Here is a 17,705-nt window from a genome sequence, read left to right on the forward strand (position 1 = left end):
GGTTTAGCAGAATGGTTGGATTTCATCCTTCCTTTCTCTTCGAGAACTGCTTTTAAAAACAAATGCAAAGATACTATTTTTCTTTGAAAAAATGGACAAAAAATAAAATATTTCCATTTTCTGCGTGGGAAAATAGATTAACTATTCTTTTTATAGCTCTGCACCGCCCAACAGCCCATCAGTGTGCCGATGCCCGCAAGGGCTAAGACCTGATGGGCAGTTTCGTGCAGCCCACCACCACGGATGAAGATGGTGCGGATGGCATCAATGAAGTAGTGCATGGGGTTGATATAGGTGGTAAGATACGCCCACTGGGGCATGGATCGCGTAGGGGTGAATTCACAATCTCTATCGCTGTTATAGCGTCTCTGAGCATTCTGGCTCAGGGCTATCGCAACCCTGTGCTTCCCGGCTTTCATGCCGACCCAAGTGTGTGTACAAACGGAAAGGACTTCTACCTTGTGAACAGCACGTTCCAGTATTTTCCAGGCGTACCTGTCTTCCACAGCAAAGACCTGATACATTGGGAACAGGTAGGTAATTGCCTCTCGCGCAAGTCGCAGCTTGACCTCTCGGGGCTTTACACACAAAACCAGCCAGAACTGGGTTGGACTAATGCGGGCATCTATGCTCCAACCATCCGCTATCATGAGGGGCGCTATTACATGGTGACCACCATTTTCCCATCACGTCGCCATTTCTACGTCTGGACAGACGACCCATCTAAAGAATGGTCCGACCCCATATTCATTGACTTTGCCCTCGGCAGTTGCGACCCTACCCTCTTTTGGGACGAAGGGAAGTGCTATTTCTTATGGAAAGCAGCAGCAGACGAAACACGCCCAGGAATCAAGCCGGGTGAAATCAACATCTGCGAGATTGACATTCATACTGGTCGGCGTATAGGCGATGTTCATCACTTGGGAACGGGACTCGGCGGACGTTATCCTGAAGGTCCACACATATACAAGAAAGACGGCTATTATTACATGATGCTTGCCGAAGGGGGTACGGAGCATGGCCACCACGTCAACATCTTGCGAAGCCGTTCTCTGTTCGGGCCGTATGAATCGAATCCTGCCAACCCCATTCTCACGCATTTCAGCATGAAGATGCAGAACAGCAATATTCAAGGGCTCGGACATGCTGACCTCATACAAGCACCCGACTCCTCATGGTGGATGATTTGTCTGGGTTATCGCACCAGCGGTTACCTCCTGCATGTGATGGGACGCGAGACGATGCTTGCACCTGTACGTTGGGACAAGAATGCTTGGCCTGTGGTCAATGGTGACGGCACTTTGGCCATCAATATGAAATGTCAGACCTTACCTCAAGTTCCAATGCTCCTTGACCCTGTACGCGAAGAGTTCAATTTCGTCAAGCGCGATGTACCAGCCGACAGCTACAGCAGCATCGGACTTCCCTGGGGATGGATGAGCATCGGTAATCCCGATTATTCCCGCTACTCTCTTACTGAGCTGGAGGGCTGGTTGCGTCTGCGTCCCACTTCTACGCCTCTCGATGCAGCCACGTCGCCCACTTTCGTGGCAAGACGTCAGACTGAGCTACGTTTCAACGCCACCGCACTCATTGACGCATCCCATCTGGCAGAAGGCTCTCAGGCAGGAATCACGGCCTATGCAGCACCCCTGAACCATTATGATGTGATAATAGAACGAAAGGACGGAAAGCTTTTGGCTCAGTCAAATATCCGTGTGGGAGCACTCAGCCATGACGGCCAACCCATTGAACTGAAAGACGCACAGGCTTACATACGCATCAGTTCCGACAAGGACTATTACTACATGCAAGTTTCCGCCGATGGTAAATCATTCACCACACTCAGCAAGATGGACTACCGCTACCTATCCACCGAGGTGATCGGCGGGTTCACAGGCGTGATGCTTGGCTTGTTTGCCCAGGGTGATGACGGATATGCAGATTTTGATTGGTTTGAATATACATCAGAGTAAAGAAAAGAGCATCATGTAGATAAGGGGGGGGGGCGTAATCGTTATCTATATGATGTCTCAATATCACTTTTGTACTATTTTTGTTTATTATTATGCCGTTGAATGTTGAAAATTTGTTGTTACTTTGCAAACCAAAACTAAACCTATCTGTAGAGAATACAAAAAAATAAACAATATGAACATTAAACATCTTACCGTTTGCCTGTTTGCAGCTTGCTCGCTGCAGGCGAGCGCTCAGTATCTGGAGCATATCTATGACTACATCGAGAACACCTCGGTGTTTGAGGAGAACCAAGAGGAAGGACATGCTTATTACCTTGCCAAGGAACATCTGTCGCTGAATGGCGATTGGCGTTTCTTCTTTGCCAACACACCCGAGGAGGTGCCGCAGACTTTCTTCAAGACGGACTTCAAGGACAGCAAGTGGAACACCATCCATGTGCCCAGCAACTGGGAGATGGAGGGATATGGCGATGCGCAGTTCCGCAATGTGCCTGCTCCCTTCAGAGCGAATCCGCCTTTTGTGCCGAGAGATTATAACCCAACAGGTGCTTATCGCAAGACCTTCACCCTGCCTGCCAACTGGAAGGGACAGCAGGTGTTTCTTCGTATGGAGAAGACACAGAGCGGCTCGTTTGTGTGGCTGAACGGTCAGCAGGTGGGCTATAACGAGGGTGGACAGGAACCTGCTGAATATGACGTGACTCCCTATCTGAAGCCCGGCAAGAACGTGCTGGCTGTGTGTGTGGTGAAGTATTGTGACGGTTATTATCTGGAAGGTCAGGACTACTGGCGACTGGCTGGCATCTTCGACGATGTGACGCTCTATGCCACACCCAAGACGCGCCTCTTCGACTGGTACGTGACCACCGACCTTGACGACCAATACAGGGATGCCACGATGAAGGTGCAGGTGGATGTGAAGAAATATGAGGACGCACAGGGTTCCTACGCTGTTCGCGCCACGCTGACCGACCCCAAGGGCAACAAGGTGAAGGAGCTGACATCCGACCGATTCACGATGAACGGTAAGGGAAAGAAGACGGTGGAACTCTCGTCGCTCATCACAAACCCCGACAAGTGGACTTGTGAAACGCCTGTGTTGTATGGCCTGAAGCTCGAGCTGCTGAATGAGTCGGGCGCGGTGATGCAGGAAATCGCCAGCAAGATGGGATTCAAGGAGACGGAAATCAGGCATCAGACTTTTTTCCTGAACGGCAAGCCCATCAAGGTGAACGCCACCAACACCCACATGCAGCATCCCGAACTGGGTCATGCCATGAACGAGGAGACCATCCGCAAGGACATGGAGATTCTGAAACAGCATAATTTCAACGGAGTGCGCACCTCGCACTACCCTCCTGTGAACAAGTATCTGGAACTGGCTGACGAATACGGCCTCTACATCATCGACGAGGCTGGCACCGAGGCGCATGCCACGGAATTCATCTCCAACGACCAGCGCTTCCGTGAGATGTATCTGGAACGTGTACAGAAGCTGGTGCTGCGCGACCGCAACCACGCTTGTGTGCTCTTCTGGAGTGCTGGCAACGAGAGTGGCGAGGGTCCCCTCATCACCGAAGTCATCAAGGAAGGTAAGCGACTCGACCCCACTCGCTATTTCATGTATGGCGGCAACGCCTACGCTCATCCCGGCGAGGAAATCATCGGTCCCCGCTACCCTGCCCCTTATGAGCTGGAAATGAACACGGCGATGACGCCTGAAGCACAAGACCCCCGTCCATCGTTCATGGACGAATACCTGTCGGTGGCTGGTAATGCTGGTGGCGGCATGGACGAATACTGGGCCATCATCCGCCGTCATCCACGCCTGATGGGTGGAGCCATCTGGGATTTTGTGAACCCTGGTCTCACCGAGCATATCCGTCCGTTGACTGACAGTTCGCCCTACAACACGCCTGTCCACCTGATGGGTAACGCCAAGGTGAAGAAAGGTGTGCTGCACCTGAGCGGACATGACGAATGGGTGGAAGTGTATCGCAGCAACAACGTGGAACTTGCCAGCAAGGCGCTGACCATCAGTTTCGATGTGAAGCCCGGCAAACTGTGTGGCACCTACGAGGGCGCACCTTACATCACGAAGGGCAACACGCAGTTTGGTGTGGTGCAGAAGGGAGCCGACAAGCTGCAGTTCTATCTGCATTCGGGTGTGAAGCATGCCCTGACCGTCGATTTGCCTGCCAACTGGATTGGCAACTGGCACCACGTGACCGCCTCTTGGGACGGCAAGGAGATGAAGCTCTACATCGACGGACAGCTCAAAGGCACCGAGACCATTGCACAGACCAAACCTAACAACAACCGACGTGGCAATAACGGAGGGGGTGAAAGAGGCATATTGAGCAACTTCCCTTACCCCATCAATATAGGAAGAATTGCGGGCAACCACGCTCAAGACCCTCAAACCACCTATACCGCCGATGCCGAGATGGACAATGTGGCCATTTACAGCCAATGTCTTGCCGACGGCGAGGGTAAAGCAGAAGATGCCGTGCTCTATCTCACTTTCGACGGCAATCGGGACGAAGGCACCTTCTACACCATTGGCGGCAATATGCGCACCTATGGCAGCATCTGGCCTGACCGCACCGTGCAGCCCGAGATGAAGCAGATGAAATGGACCACCCAGCCTGTCAGCGTGCGTCTGCTCAATGCTGAGACGGGCGAGGCTGAAGTGACCAACCGCCTCTTCTTCACCGACCTCACTCAATACGCCTCACACTGGGCATTGATGGCTGACGACCAAGTGCTGGAAGAGGGCGACATTCAGTTCACCACGGCTCCGCAGCAGACTCAGCTCATCAAGATACCTTATCATAAGCCCGCAATTGTGGCAGGAAAGGAATACCGTGTGCTTGTCACCTCGAAACTGAAGAAAGACGAGGTGTGGGCCAAGGCAGGTCATGAGGTGGCTTGGAACCAGCTGGAACTCTCATCGTGGAACCTTCCTGCCCCTGCTCCACAGCTTTCTGCCAAGCAGGTGAACGCTCAGGAGGATGAGAAGCAAATCAAGATCAGCGGCAAGGATTTCAGCTATGTCATCAGCAAGGAAACGGGTAATCTGGAGCAGATTGAAGTGGGCGGAAAGGCTGTGCTCAAAGCCCCTGTCACCTTCAACCTCTGGCGAGCACCCATCGCCAATGAGTTCGACTCTTGGGACGCCTTCCGTGTGAATGGCGGCTATGCCGAGGGTTATGGCAATCAGGTGGCCACGCTCTGGTACAGCAAGGGCGTGAACCAAGTGCTTCCTCGCCCCACATCCATCCGTCTCCACCACTCTGACTACGAGACCACCGTCACGGTGAGCCAGTTTGTGCAGGTGGGCGCATCTTCCTATGGTGCCCTCGACCTCTACATCTCTGGCGTGCAGTTTGCAGGCTATATGCTCGAATACACATACAGCTTCTACGACGACGGCACCGTCAATATTCACAACCATCTGAGCCCGAACGGCAAGTTGCCCGAAATCCTGCCACGCGTCGGCTTCACCACTTCGGTGGCGAACGACTTCGACCGCATCACTTGGTATGGCCGTGGTCCTGAAGAGAACTATCCCGACCGCAAGACTGGCTATCAGGTGGGCATCTGGAGCAAGAGTGTGGCTGACATGTACGAGCCTTACCTTTTCCCGCAAGACCATGCGCTGCGTACCGACAACCGCTATGTGCAGCTGCTCAACAAGGAGGGCCAGGGTGTGCAGATTTCCATGAACGAGCCCTTCAACTTCAACGCCTATCAGTTCACGACCGACAACCTGACGAAGAGCCAGTTCACCTATCAGCTGCAACCACAGGCAGACCGCTACACCTTCAACCTCGACTACTCCACCACGGGTGTAGGCTGCACCTGCATCTATGTGCTGGACGAGTATCGAGTGAAGCCCGTCGCTTTCGACCGAGACGTGGTGATTAAGCCGGTCAATGCGCTACGATAACGTCCGAAGAAGTTGAGCACAGACATACGGAGCAGCATCCATCAGGGTGCTGCTCCTCTATTTTTTTCTTTTAGTTGCTTATTATTTGCAGATTTTTTCGTACCTTTGCAACGTTTTTTTGCATTTTTCAACGATGAGAAAGTTTGAGGTCATATTTATACCCTACGAAACAAATAGATAATCAAAAATAAACAATAACTATGAGTATTAAGAAAGACATTTTCGCGCCGTTGGCCTCGGGGCTGGGCGCAACGAGGCGGGCAGCGATGCTGCTGCTTGTGATGCTGCTCACGATGACCGCACAGACGGCGTGGGCGGAGACCATCAATGGCGTGAGCTATATCGATGAGAATGGTCAACCGCAGACGGCGAATAACGTGACGGTGCTGACGGGCAGCGAGACGAGCCTGCAGCCTGGCTGGTATGTGGTCAACAGTACGATCAACTATACCAGCACCGTTTTACTGGCAGATGGCCAATGCCACCTGATTCTGGCAGACGGCGGCCAAATGAACATCGGCAGCAGCGAGAGTCCATTAGATAGTGAAAGGGGAATAGACGGAACAGCACCCACCCTTACCGTCTATGGTCAGGCGAGCGGCACAGGTGAGTTGAATGTCTTTACCAGCGGATGGAATCATGATGCCATCCTTGTTGATTACCTCACCATCAATGGCGGAAAGATTACAGCCAGCGCCAGTGGCGAAGATGCTAGTGGACTACGTGTATATGAAAATGTGACTATCAATGGCGGCGTGATTAACGCCTCGGCTACTGGAACTAGCCTGTGGGAAGGCGTGGTTTCTGAGAGTTTTGGCGTAAAGGCGTCTCGTGTCTTTTTCAACGGAGGTCAGCTGACCGCTTGGGGTAGCAATAAAGGTGTTATTGGTACGAGCGGCATCTCGCTGAGCTGGAAGAATCTATCCGACTTTATTGAGGCAAACAGCTATTCTAATAGCTTTTCTAATAGCTCTTCCCTGACCATTGCCGAAGGAAAGACCTTCACCGATGGCAAGGGTAACTATTACGCTGCGGCAAATGCCTCTGACGTACTGGCTCTCACCAATACCCGCCTCTCACCAGTCGAAATCTATGCCGTGACATTCGATAGCAACGGCGGCAGTGCAGTCCCCACCCAGTATGTTGCCAGCGGCGCCAAAGCCACGAATCCGACAGTACCCACAAAAGAAGGCAAGGTATTCAGTGGATGGTATATCGACAGCGATTTACAGAATCTCTACAGTTTCACGGAAATGGTGACAGGCCCCCTCACGCTCTATGCCAAGTGGACCGACGCCTTCAGCTTCAACATCTCGGATGCCATCATCCAGAGAGTTTATCGCTATACGGGCAGTGCCGTTAGACCCATAGTGCGTAACAGCGCTGGACAGGTGCTTACTCATGGCATCAACTATACATTTAGCTACACTGGCGCAGCTAGGATGCAGGCACCTGGTGTCTATACGCTGACTGTTACCGGAAAAGCCCCTTTCACCGGCAGCCAGACGGTCAATGTACATGTCCTGACTTTCGAGAAATATGACGGTACGGCACTTGCAACGGCTACCCTGCCCGAGAATCAAGACAATGCCTTTATCATAACCAGCACTACTACCACCATACAGTCGGGCTGGTATGTTGTGAGTGACGACGTTACCGTGACCGACCGCATCAAGGTGAGCGGCGATGTCCACCTCGTTCTTTGCGACGGGGCTACACTGACCGCCGAAACAGGCATCAGCGTGACCGACGGCAACTCGTTGACTATCTACTCGCAGAGCGGCAATACGGGTACGCTGATGGCTACCATTCATGACAGTAAAACAAACGATTTGCATGCAGCTATCGGAGGCGACAGATATCGAAAATTTTCTCAAGACACTGGTACTCCCGTCAAGGCTGGCACCATCACCATCCACGGTGGTGTAATCAATGCCACAGCCTGCTTTAAGTCTGCGGGCATCGGCAGGGCATACGGGGGCACAGCTGGAACCATCAATATCTATGGTGGAAAGATTACGGCAAGCTGTAATGGCACAGGTGGCACAGGCATTGGCGGCTCAGGTGCAACCATCCATCTCGGTTGGTGCCGCAGCGATGCCGACTTCATCGAGACACAAGGCTTCGAGGGTACCGTCGTCTTCGACAAGAACTTCGTGCTCGACGAAACCCCCATTGTAGCGACGGCGGAGAACAGTGACGGACAACGAATAGTGCCAACCAGGGGCACTCCCTACACCGTCACATTCCAGAGTAACGGCGGCACTGAGGTGACAGCACAGACCATCCTTAGCGGAAACACCATCACCGAGCCCGGCAAGCCGCTGAAGCCTAACCATAAGTTTGCCGGCTGGTATGCAGACGAAAACTTCAGCGGCGATGCTTACGACTTCTCTTCGGCTGTCACCACCAACTTCACGCTCTATGCCAAGTGGACCGCCGTGGCGCCCATCAGCTATATCGACGCCAGCGGACAGACTGTCACTGACTTCACAGACTATACACCTATGGAGAGCGACTATACCGAGCTGCCCGAAGGTACCTTCTTTGTCGGGGAGAACACCACCGTCGGCAGCCGCATCAACGTATATGGCACGGTGAGCCTGATTCTCGGAGACGGCACAACGCTGACAGCCGAGAAAGGAATAGTTGTGGACGAAAACAACACGCTGAACATCTTCCAGCAGAGCCAGGGAACAGGCGCGCTGATAGCCTATGGTGATAGTATCAATGCAGCCATAGGCGCCAGTTTATCCAGCAAAAAGTGTGGCGCCATCAACATCTATGGCGGCCGCATCACGGCCACTAGCGGCGCAAATAATATAGCTACTATCGGCAGTTTTGTTGGTTACTATAGTGGTACTATCTCTATCTTTGGCGGTCAGGTGACAGCCCATAGTTATAACGATAATTCAATTGCCATCGGCAGCTGGGATGCGCCGATTCACCTTAGCTGGAGACAAACCAGCGACTTTATCCGAGGTGACAGTTACTGGGGAACCTTTATCTTCGACAAGGCCATGACCGACGGCGAAGGAAATTTTTATATCGGGACGCTCATGACAACGGCTTCCCTCAACGGCAAGACCCTTCAGCCTGCCTACACCATAACTTACCACCTAGGCGATGGCGACGGCATCAACGGCAACCCCGCCTTCTATACCATCAACACGGAAACCTTCACACTGAACGATCCCAGCAAGGAAGGCTATCTGTTCTGCGGCTGGTTTAGCGATGCAGAATTCACCACTGCTGCTACAACCACCATCACAAAAGGTTCGATGGGCGACAAGACGTTCTACGCTAAGTGGAAGAAGTTGATGACGAACGCAGACATCAGCATCACCATTCCAAAGCAGACCTATACGGGCGACGAATTGACACCCGAAATTACTGTGACGGACGGCGAGACAACGCTTACACTGGATACCGACTATACTGTAACAGCTCCAAACGGCCCGATTCAGGACGCTGGTAGTTATAATTATACCATCAGCGGCATGGGCAACTATGCAGGCGAGACTACTGCAACGTTCACCATTGAAAAGGCTACACCCACTGTCAATGCTCCGACTGCAGTCGAAGACCTTGTATATAAGGGCTCGGCACCGGCGTTGGTGAATGCAGGTTCTACAGACTTCGGAACCCTGCTTTACAGCCTTGATGGCGAAAATTATTCAGAGGACATCCCAACAGCAACGAATGCTGGAACCTATACCATATATTATAAGGTGGTAGGCGATGACAATCATAACGATGTTTTAGGTTCTATCGAGGTGACCATCGCCCCGAAAGCCGTGACCAGTGAAGACATCAGCATCGCCAATATCGCTGACCAAACCTATACCGGCTTGGCAATCGAACCAGATGTAGTCGTAACTGACGGAGAAACAACGCTTGCTCCTGGCACGGATTACGAGGTGGCTTACAGCAATAACGTCAACGCTGGAACAGCCACCGCCACCATCACCGGCAAGGGCAACTACTCGGACTCAAAAGAGACGACGTTTACCATCGTCTATCCCACCGTCGCCACGTCGTATGTCGATGCCACTGGCACACTGCACGAGAATGTTGTCGCCATCCCGCTAATCAACACCATGACGACGCTGGGTAGCGGCTGGTATGTGGTGAACGATAACGTCAACTACACGGGCCAGATTACCCTCGATGGCGACGTGAACCTCATCCTCGCCGACGGCAAGACGATGACCGCAAGCGGCAATAGCCATGGCATCGATGGCGACTGTTCCCTGACCATTTACGGCCAGGCTCTTGGCACCGGCATTCTCACTGTCACCAGCACCAGCGATGTTGGCATCTATGGTATCGACGGCGTCACCATCAACGGCGGCACGGTCAACACCACCGGCATTTGCTCCGACGGCGACGTCACCATCAATGGTGGCAAGGTAACCAGTACCGGTGACCCTGGCATCTGTTCCTATAGCGGCACCATCATCCTCGGTCTGAGCAACGCCACCGACTACATCACCGCTGAAAGTTACAGCGGTGCCGTCAAGGTAGCCGACGGCCAGACGCTGACCGACGGCACGAATACCTACAGCGGCACGCTGACGGACGACCAGAAGAACGACATTGCCGAAAAGACGCTCTACCTCTATACCGAGCACCTCGACCTTGCTGCCAACCTCGCCAACGGCAACTACTGGACGACATTCTACTGCGGACACACGGGCTACAAGATTGACGAGGGCGAGAACGCATGGGCCTATACGGCTGAATACGATGCGGGGAACGCACGGCTGACGCTGCACAAGCTGGGCAAGGTGATTCCCAAGGGTACGGCGGTCATCCTGGTGGGCGATGACAACAGCATCAGTATGATGGCGAGCAGCGAGGCTGCACAAAACACGGTGGCCAACGACCTGCACGGCACGGACATCCGCACGGCGACGTCGGCGCTGGGCACCGGCACATTCTACGTCATGGGTAAGCAGAGCGGCAACTTCGGATTCTTCCCGTACACCGCCCAGTATATGCCCGCCCGCAAGGCGTACCTGCGAATCGACGGCGACGCACAGGCCCGAGGGCTGACGATGACGCTCGACGAAACCACGGGTATTTCTTCAACCACGAATGACACGAATGACAATGCGTGGTACACACTCGATGGTCGCAAGCTGGACGGCAAGCCGACCACGAAGGGACTATATATTAATAATGGACGTAAGATAGTAATCAAGTAAAATTTAGAGCCCCTTGATAAGGGCGGCTATAATACAGGGATAAAAAAAAGAATTATGAAAAAGCAATATATCACACCCAACATTCAGGTTGTCAAGCTGCAGCATCGTACAAAGTTACTGGCAGGCAGCCCAGGCGATCAAAAATCCCTCGACCTTCCCAGCGGCGGCGACCCGATTGACGACGAAAAGGAGGTCTGGTAATTATGCAAGAGGCACAGCGCACCTATATAGCCATCGACCTGAAGTCGTTCTATGCTTCGGTTGAGTGCGTGGACAGAGGGCTCGACCCGCTGACCACCAACCTCGTCGTGGCCGATGCCAGTCGAACGGAGAAGACCATCTGCCTGGCCGTCTCGCCCTCGCTGAAGGCCTACGGCATTGGCGGGCGCGCCCGATTGTTTGAGGTGTATCAGAAGGCGCGTGGCGTGGATTTTATCATCGCCCCACCTCGCATGGCGCGCTATCTTGAGGTGAGCAACAAGGTTTATGAAACCTATCTGAAATACATTGCCCCCGAGGACATCCACGTTTATAGCGTCGACGAGGTGTTTATGGACGTCACGGCCTATCTGCGTTCCTATAAGATGACCGCCCACGAACTGACCATCAAGATGATTCGCGACGTGCTGGCCACCACGGGCATCACGGCCACGGCAGGCATCGGCACCAACATGTATCTCTGCAAGGTGGCCATGGATATTATGGCCAAGAAGATGCCCGCCGACAAGGACGGCGTGCGCATTGTCGAGTTGGACGAGATGTCGTACCGCCGCGAGCTGTGGGACTATCAGCCCATCACCAAGTTCTGGCGTGTGGGCCGCGGCATAGCCGATAAACTGGCCATCTATGGCATCGACACCATGGGCAAGTTGGCCCGCATGTCTATTCGGAACGAGGGACTGCTCTACCGTCTCTTTGGCGTGAATGCCGAGTTGCTCATCGACCATGCCTGGGGTTGGGAACCGGCCACGATGGAGGCCGTGAAGGCCTATCGCCCCGAGACCAACTCGCTGAGCAGCGGACAGGTGTTGCACGAGCCTTACACCTTCAGAAAAGCCCGCGTGGTGATTTGCGAGATGGCCGAGGGCATGGCGCTCAGCCTCGTGTCGAAGCATCTGGTGGCCGACCAGCTGGTGCTCACCGTGAGCTACGATGCCGAATGCCTGACACGCCCCGAGATTCGCGAGAAATACCACGGCGAGATTACCACCAACCACTATGGAAAGCCCGTGCCCAAGCATGCTCACGGCACGTTCAACTTCGACCGCCCCACGTCGTCGTCGCGACAGATCATGGACGGCGCCACCCAGCTGTTCGACCGTTGCGTGAATGCCGACCTACTCGTGCGCCGCATGAACATCACCGCCAACCACGTGGTTCCTGAGGCGTCCGTCGTGGCCAAGGACCAGGCGCCCCAGCAGCTCGACCTCTTCACCGACTACGAGGCACTTGAAAAGCAGCGGCAGGCCGAGCAGGCCAAGCTCGACAAGGAGCGCCGCATGCAGGAGGTACAGTTAAAAATCAAGAAGCGCTTTGGCAAGAACGCCATCCTCCGAGGCCTGAACTTCGAGGAAGGTGCCACGGCCAAGGAGCGCAACAAACAAATAGGAGGACACAAGGCATGACCCACGACTACGACGACATCATCAATCTGCCCCACTACGAGCCCAAGCATCATCCCCGCATGTCGATGCAGAGCCGTGCCGCCCAGTTTGCGCCCTTCGCCGCGCTGAGCGAGAAAAGTTGATTTCCAAATTTTATTTCCGAACTTTTCCGATCATTTCCGATCATTTCTGGCCATTTCCGGTCATTTCTGGCCATTTCCGATCTTTTCCGAACTTTTCCGAACATTTCCGAACTTTTACGAACTTTCCCGAACTTTTCCGAACTTTTACGAACTTTCCCGAACTTTTCTGGCCATTTCCGGTCATTTCCGAACGATCGGAAAAGATCGGAAATAATCGGATTTGACCGGATTTCTACTACCCAAAAGACAATACAAAAAAGGGCTGCCCCAAAAGACAGCCCTCATTAGTTCCTTTCGATTAACTTTTCAAAATATTGGTGCATCCATGCTTCTATATTATCTTCGCGCATATTCCCATCGCCATAGCACCCTGGTAGATGGTCACGCAAAAGGTCTGCGTTTTCTTCCAGATAATAGAACTCCAAAAAGGCTTTGTGATAGTCTGTGTCTATTGCAGCTTGAGTTAATTCTTTAAAGCCTTCTTCAGCTGAGATCATACCGTCGAGAACCTGATGAGCCACCCATAGAGCATATTGATAGAATGCATCATCATTGCTAATGTCCAAATCCAATTCATGAAAAATGGTTTCGACAAGTGATGAAAATTCAATGGGATTCATATTCTTATCCTCACCTGCTAATTGAATGATGCCTGGTGTCTGGAATCCTTTTTCCATCATTTCTATAGCCCACCATTTCCACTCTTTGGAAAACCCTTTCCTGAGCTTGTATAAATACAAGACATTAGGTGTACAGGGAACTTCTTGAATAATCGATGACAACCTTCCACTTAACTTAGGGAATTTTTCCACAATATCATCTGAGACTAATGTCTTTTTGTGATATCCAATAATTCCATGAAACATTTCATTCCAATCCATAGCTGTAAATTCCGATTTATCTGTTTACATTTCTATCTTTTTAATCACCTTGGCTGGAACGCCACCAACAATGGTATTCGGTTCCACATCCTTTGTCACTACTGCACCAGCAGCTACTACGGCTCCATCGCCAATAGTCACGCCTGCAAGAACGGTGGCATTGGCTCCAATCCATACGTTTTTGCCGATGTGAATTGGTGCATAGCTCATGCTCTGGCGGTTGGCCGGGTCAAGGTCGTGATTGATGGTTGCCAGCACGACGTTGTGACCTATGAGTGCACCCTCGTCGATGGTGATGCCGCCCTGGTCTTGGAACTTACAACCCATGTTGATGAAGACCCGTTCACCAACGATAGTGTTCTTGCCGCAATCGGTATGAAACGGAGGGAACAGGCCTACCGTCTTGGGGACCTCACGCCCCCAAAGTTGTTCCAGCAAATCGTGCAACTGCTCTGGAGTATGATACTTGCCGTTAATCTCTGCTGTTATCTTCAGTGCCTCCTGCGACAGTTGATGAAACATCATGTGGACATCACCACCGCCAACGACAGGTTTGCCCGATGCCATGTAATCACGAAATTCTTGTATTGTCATTGTTATTTATTTCCATTTTACCACATCTAAATCAATCTAATACAGACAAATACTTTGAGCGAATAGCCTTTGGGAGTTTCGATGCAATGTGCTAATTCTCAACTTTTGACGTTTCCCTATATGCATAATTCTCCTTTGCTGCTGCTAATTCTTCTTCGCTCAAAGGCGTATTGGAATATCTGAAGATGTAGCCATTATACTGAGGCTTGCCAGAAGACAAACATCTCCTTACACCTTCGGCTTGTAAACCATACGTCGCTGTGCAATCTGTTATCTTCAAAAATACATTGAGATAATTTCCGTCAAGGTCGAATACGTAAATGGGGCGCTTAGCCTCTTTCGTCATTAGCGCACCTTCGATTTTCAGAATTGGTTGTTCGGACGTCGCATAAATGAAAATATAGCCATTTAGATTATACGTTATCTTGTCTTGGCGAAGCATGGTTTTGATAGGACTATCCCCAGCAAAGCCCAACTCAGTAACGATGTCAGAAATGCTCTCATACCTTTTCAAGAAATCACCATCCTTGGAATAGCAATCAATGAGCCGCTTTCCATAGGTGAAGTCACGATCTATCTTCGTTTGTGATTCTTCTTCATGAGCTCGGAAACCATATTCACCTAACCAACTCTTTTCTAGTGTGGCATTCGCAATCTTCTTTTGTGTTAAAGACGATGCTAATCCAGCGCATTCTTCCAATGTCTTGGTGAAAAGGAATTCACCAGTCGTTCTGGAATATACGTCAATAAGGCGTTTCCCATAATAGATATCAGGTTCTATTTTTCCTATCGAATCTTCATGCAGCCTTATGCCATAATCGGTTGTCCACAAAGTTTCCTCTAAATCTTTTACCGTAGAATATGACACATAGATTCCCTTCTCGGCACATTGCCTTATGGTTTTCGTGAACAGAAACTCACCTGTTAAGCGAGAATAAACGTCAAGTTCCAACATGTTTTGCTCTATGTAAGGCTCAAGCTTCACTCCATTTCTATAGAGATTGGAATGTATGTCATCAACAGATTTGCCAATAGGCTTTCCTTCGTTATTGAAGTATATTTGGCGAATCACAAAATTAGTAGCGTCACAGTCCTTTATTGCTTCATGAAAACAGCCTCCTTCAAACCCAAAATGTTCCGAAATGGTTCCCAACTTTTTGTTTTCTGTTGGCAATGCTAGTTTTCTAACCATTGCAAGAACATCGCACACAGGATTTGTCGGCAGAGGTATGTTAACCATTTCGCATGTAGATTTCAAGAATCGCATATCAAAAGGTGCATTGTATGCAAAAAGAGGGCATGTGCCAATAAAATCGATGAAAGTGTTGATGGCTTGACTTTTTGATACGCCTGTTTGTTTCAAATTTTCTATGTCAATACCATTGACACGCAAAGCAGATGGCTCTATTACGCAATTGGGGGATGGCTTAATGTAGATACTTCGAGTATCAATGGTTTCTCCTGTCCGAGTGTTGTATTTTACTGCTCCAATCTGAAGAATCTCATGACCTTGCTGAGGTGATAATCCAGATGTCTCTGTATCGAAAACTACGTAGCTCTCATATTTTGATAGCCCAGGTATATAAGGTTTTATGAATGATTCAATTTCTGTAGGGGATGATGAGATTACTTTTAACTCAAACCCGAAGGCAGATGAAGCAGAATGACAATCAAGTGTTTCCGGTATCTCCTTGCTTAACAATTGAGCCAATTCTTGATCGGAAATATTGGCATCAACCAACACATTATAATTGTTATCAAGAACTCCTTTCTGCTGAAGTTGCGACATCAAGCTACCAGATAGTCTATAACCTATTTGGAAATACCTTTGAATGTCTGCCCCCTTACATATCCCTTTTTGGATGACAAAACGAGCTACATTCTCTAAAGATGGAGTGTTGTCGACGAAACAAACAGAGTTTGCAGACTTATCTTCAACCACGTTTGCGTTCTGATCAGTCTCTTCATTAGGCTCTCCACCAAAAAGACCTTTTATGAAATCGATAATCGACATAGAACTACATTTTGCGTTATTATTTATTACTTGCTTTATTCTCTATACCTTCAAATGCTCATACAACTTCAGCTTCAAAACCTCGCCATTCCCAAACTCGAACTGGAACTTCTTGCGATTGAACCTTGGATTGTTCTTATGAATAATGCGATGGTAATTGGGACTGATGATAATAATGTTCGTGTAGTCGTTGTTCTGGCATATCTAGATAGTTTTTCGTTTTACTTCAGCAATTTCCTTCCTTCATTATCCTCCAGCACCTGCATCTGTTGGATGGCAATCTGATTGAGTTTGATGAGCCTTTCGCCCTGTGGCATACCGTCGTTGATGAGCACGGCATTTATGTTCTCCATATTCGAGAGGCAGATGAGCTCGTTGATGGTTGCATAGTCGCGTATGTTACCCTTCTTGTCGGGATTTGCTTCGCGCCATTGCTTGGCAGTCATACCAAACATAGCCACATTGAGCACATCGGCTTCCTCAGCATACTTCATCGCTGCTTGCTCGCGAGTTACTTCTGCGGGAATAAGGTTGCTCTTGATGGCATCGGTATGAATACGATAGTTGATTTTCGAAAGTTCACGCTTGGCCGACCATGCAAGTTGCTTCTGTTCGTCAGCTTTGAGACGTTGGAATTCCTTGACGAGATAAAGTTTGAATTCCACAGAAATCCAAGATGCAAATTCAAAGGCAATATCTGTGCGTGCGTAAGTACCTCCGTAACGACCTGCCATTGCTACAAGTCCTTTTGCATTTGTTGATTCAATCCATCTTGATGGCGACATTGTGAAAGCATTGAGTCCTGCCTCTTTTCTAAACCCCTCGAATTCGAGGGGGTTAAAACAAGGATTGAATAGTTGTTCCCAAATACCCAGGAATTCTATCGTGTTGCGATTGCGCATCCAATTTGCTATTACGCCATTTGGGTCACTACTATTTTTCTGGCGTGCAATATCTGTAATGCAAACAAAGTCCTCTCCTTCGTGTTTAATTGTACGAACTGTTGCGTCCTTTACTTCTATATTTGTAACCTTCTTTGCCATTGTATCTTCGTATTACTTTTAATTATAGTAATTCTCCACGAGCACCAATAGCTGGTAGCTCTTCGAGCCTCAAGAGGTCGTCAGCCGTGACACCCAGCACACGGGCTATCTGCATGAGAGTCTCCAGCGGGGGCTGGCTGCTGTTTGTACACCACTTGCTGACTGTTGCGGGGTCTTTACCCAATTGCTCTGCCAACCACTTGTTGGTGCGCTGTTTGTCGGCCAAGACAGCCTTAATTCTATTCAGATTTTTCGCCATCGTGAATCGTTATTAGATGAATATTA

Annotated in this window: 11 protein-coding genes and 1 pseudogene; 6 read left to right on the forward strand and 6 right to left on the reverse strand. The window is 50.4% G+C overall.

Going from position 1 to position 17,705, the window contains the following annotated elements; genetic code table 11:
* Positions 1 to 137 precede the first annotated feature (137 nt).
* A pseudogene (locus M1D30_RS06780) lies at positions 138 to 338 on the reverse strand (ABC transporter permease); the annotation flags it as partial.
* Between the two features lie 63 nt (positions 339 to 401).
* Between M1D30_RS06780 and M1D30_RS06785 the strand changes: the two are divergent.
* The 6 genes from M1D30_RS06785 to M1D30_RS13735 all read left to right on the forward strand — a co-directional run bounded on the left by M1D30_RS06785 (position 402) and on the right by M1D30_RS13735 (position 12,888).
* Positions 402 to 1,976 carry a glycoside hydrolase family 43 protein gene (locus tag M1D30_RS06785; RefSeq protein ID WP_256466164.1) on the forward strand — a complete coding sequence of 525 codons (1,575 nt, stop codon included), beginning with the start codon at positions 402 to 404 and terminating at the stop codon, positions 1,974 to 1,976.
* 175 nt (positions 1,977 to 2,151) lie between these two features.
* The gene (locus tag M1D30_RS06790) at positions 2,152 to 5,931 is read left to right on the forward strand and encodes a glycoside hydrolase family 2 TIM barrel-domain containing protein (protein ID WP_248502251.1); all 3,780 of its coding nucleotides are present in this window, start codon (positions 2,152 to 2,154) and stop codon (positions 5,929 to 5,931) included.
* A gap of 200 nt (positions 5,932 to 6,131) precedes the next feature.
* The gene (locus M1D30_RS06795; protein ID WP_248502254.1) at positions 6,132 to 11,141 is read left to right on the forward strand and encodes an InlB B-repeat-containing protein; all 5,010 of its coding nucleotides are present in this window, start codon (positions 6,132 to 6,134) and stop codon (positions 11,139 to 11,141) included.
* A 54-nt stretch (positions 11,142 to 11,195) separates the two neighbouring features.
* On the forward strand, positions 11,196 to 11,342 hold the full coding sequence (locus M1D30_RS06800; RefSeq protein ID WP_248502256.1) for a hypothetical protein: 147 nt from the start codon (positions 11,196 to 11,198) through the stop codon (positions 11,340 to 11,342).
* 2 nt (positions 11,343 to 11,344) lie between these two features.
* Positions 11,345 to 12,766: a DNA methylase gene (locus M1D30_RS06805; RefSeq protein ID WP_248502258.1), complete on the forward strand. Its 1,422-nt coding sequence runs from the start codon at positions 11,345 to 11,347 to the stop codon at positions 12,764 to 12,766.
* Entirely contained in the window at positions 12,763 to 12,888 is a 126-nt protein-coding gene (locus M1D30_RS13735) for a hypothetical protein (RefSeq protein WP_256466187.1), read from the forward strand. Before M1D30_RS06805 ends, M1D30_RS13735 begins: the two co-directional genes overlap by 4 nt.
* A gap of 284 nt (positions 12,889 to 13,172) precedes the next feature.
* On the opposite strand, the gene M1D30_RS06810 is transcribed toward M1D30_RS13735, so the two are convergent.
* The 5 genes from M1D30_RS06810 to M1D30_RS06830 all read right to left on the reverse strand — a co-directional run bounded on the left by M1D30_RS06810 (position 13,173) and on the right by M1D30_RS06830 (position 17,679).
* Complete coding sequence (locus tag M1D30_RS06810) at positions 13,173 to 13,769, reverse strand: hypothetical protein (protein ID WP_248502260.1); 597 nt, start codon at positions 13,767 to 13,769, stop codon at positions 13,173 to 13,175.
* A gap of 24 nt (positions 13,770 to 13,793) precedes the next feature.
* Positions 13,794 to 14,363 (reverse strand): DapH/DapD/GlmU-related protein, encoded by a 570-nt coding sequence (locus tag M1D30_RS06815; protein ID WP_248502262.1) that lies wholly within the window; start codon positions 14,361 to 14,363, stop codon positions 13,794 to 13,796.
* 91 nt (positions 14,364 to 14,454) lie between these two features.
* Positions 14,455 to 16,377, reverse strand: a complete 1,923-nt coding sequence (locus M1D30_RS06820) for an exonuclease domain-containing protein (RefSeq protein ID WP_248502265.1) — start codon at positions 16,375 to 16,377, stop codon at positions 14,455 to 14,457.
* 221 nt (positions 16,378 to 16,598) lie between these two features.
* Entirely contained in the window at positions 16,599 to 17,420 is an 822-nt protein-coding gene (locus M1D30_RS06825) for a KilA-N domain-containing protein (RefSeq protein WP_248502267.1), read from the reverse strand.
* A 22-nt stretch (positions 17,421 to 17,442) separates the two neighbouring features.
* Positions 17,443 to 17,679, reverse strand: coding sequence for a helix-turn-helix transcriptional regulator (locus M1D30_RS06830; protein WP_248502269.1), 237 nt, complete (start codon positions 17,677 to 17,679; stop codon positions 17,443 to 17,445).
* Between the last annotated feature and the right edge of the window lie 26 nt (positions 17,680 to 17,705).

Origin of the sequence: Prevotella sp. E15-22, from assembly GCF_023204875.1 — a bacterium.
GTDB lineage: Bacteria > Bacteroidota > Bacteroidia > Bacteroidales > Bacteroidaceae > Prevotella.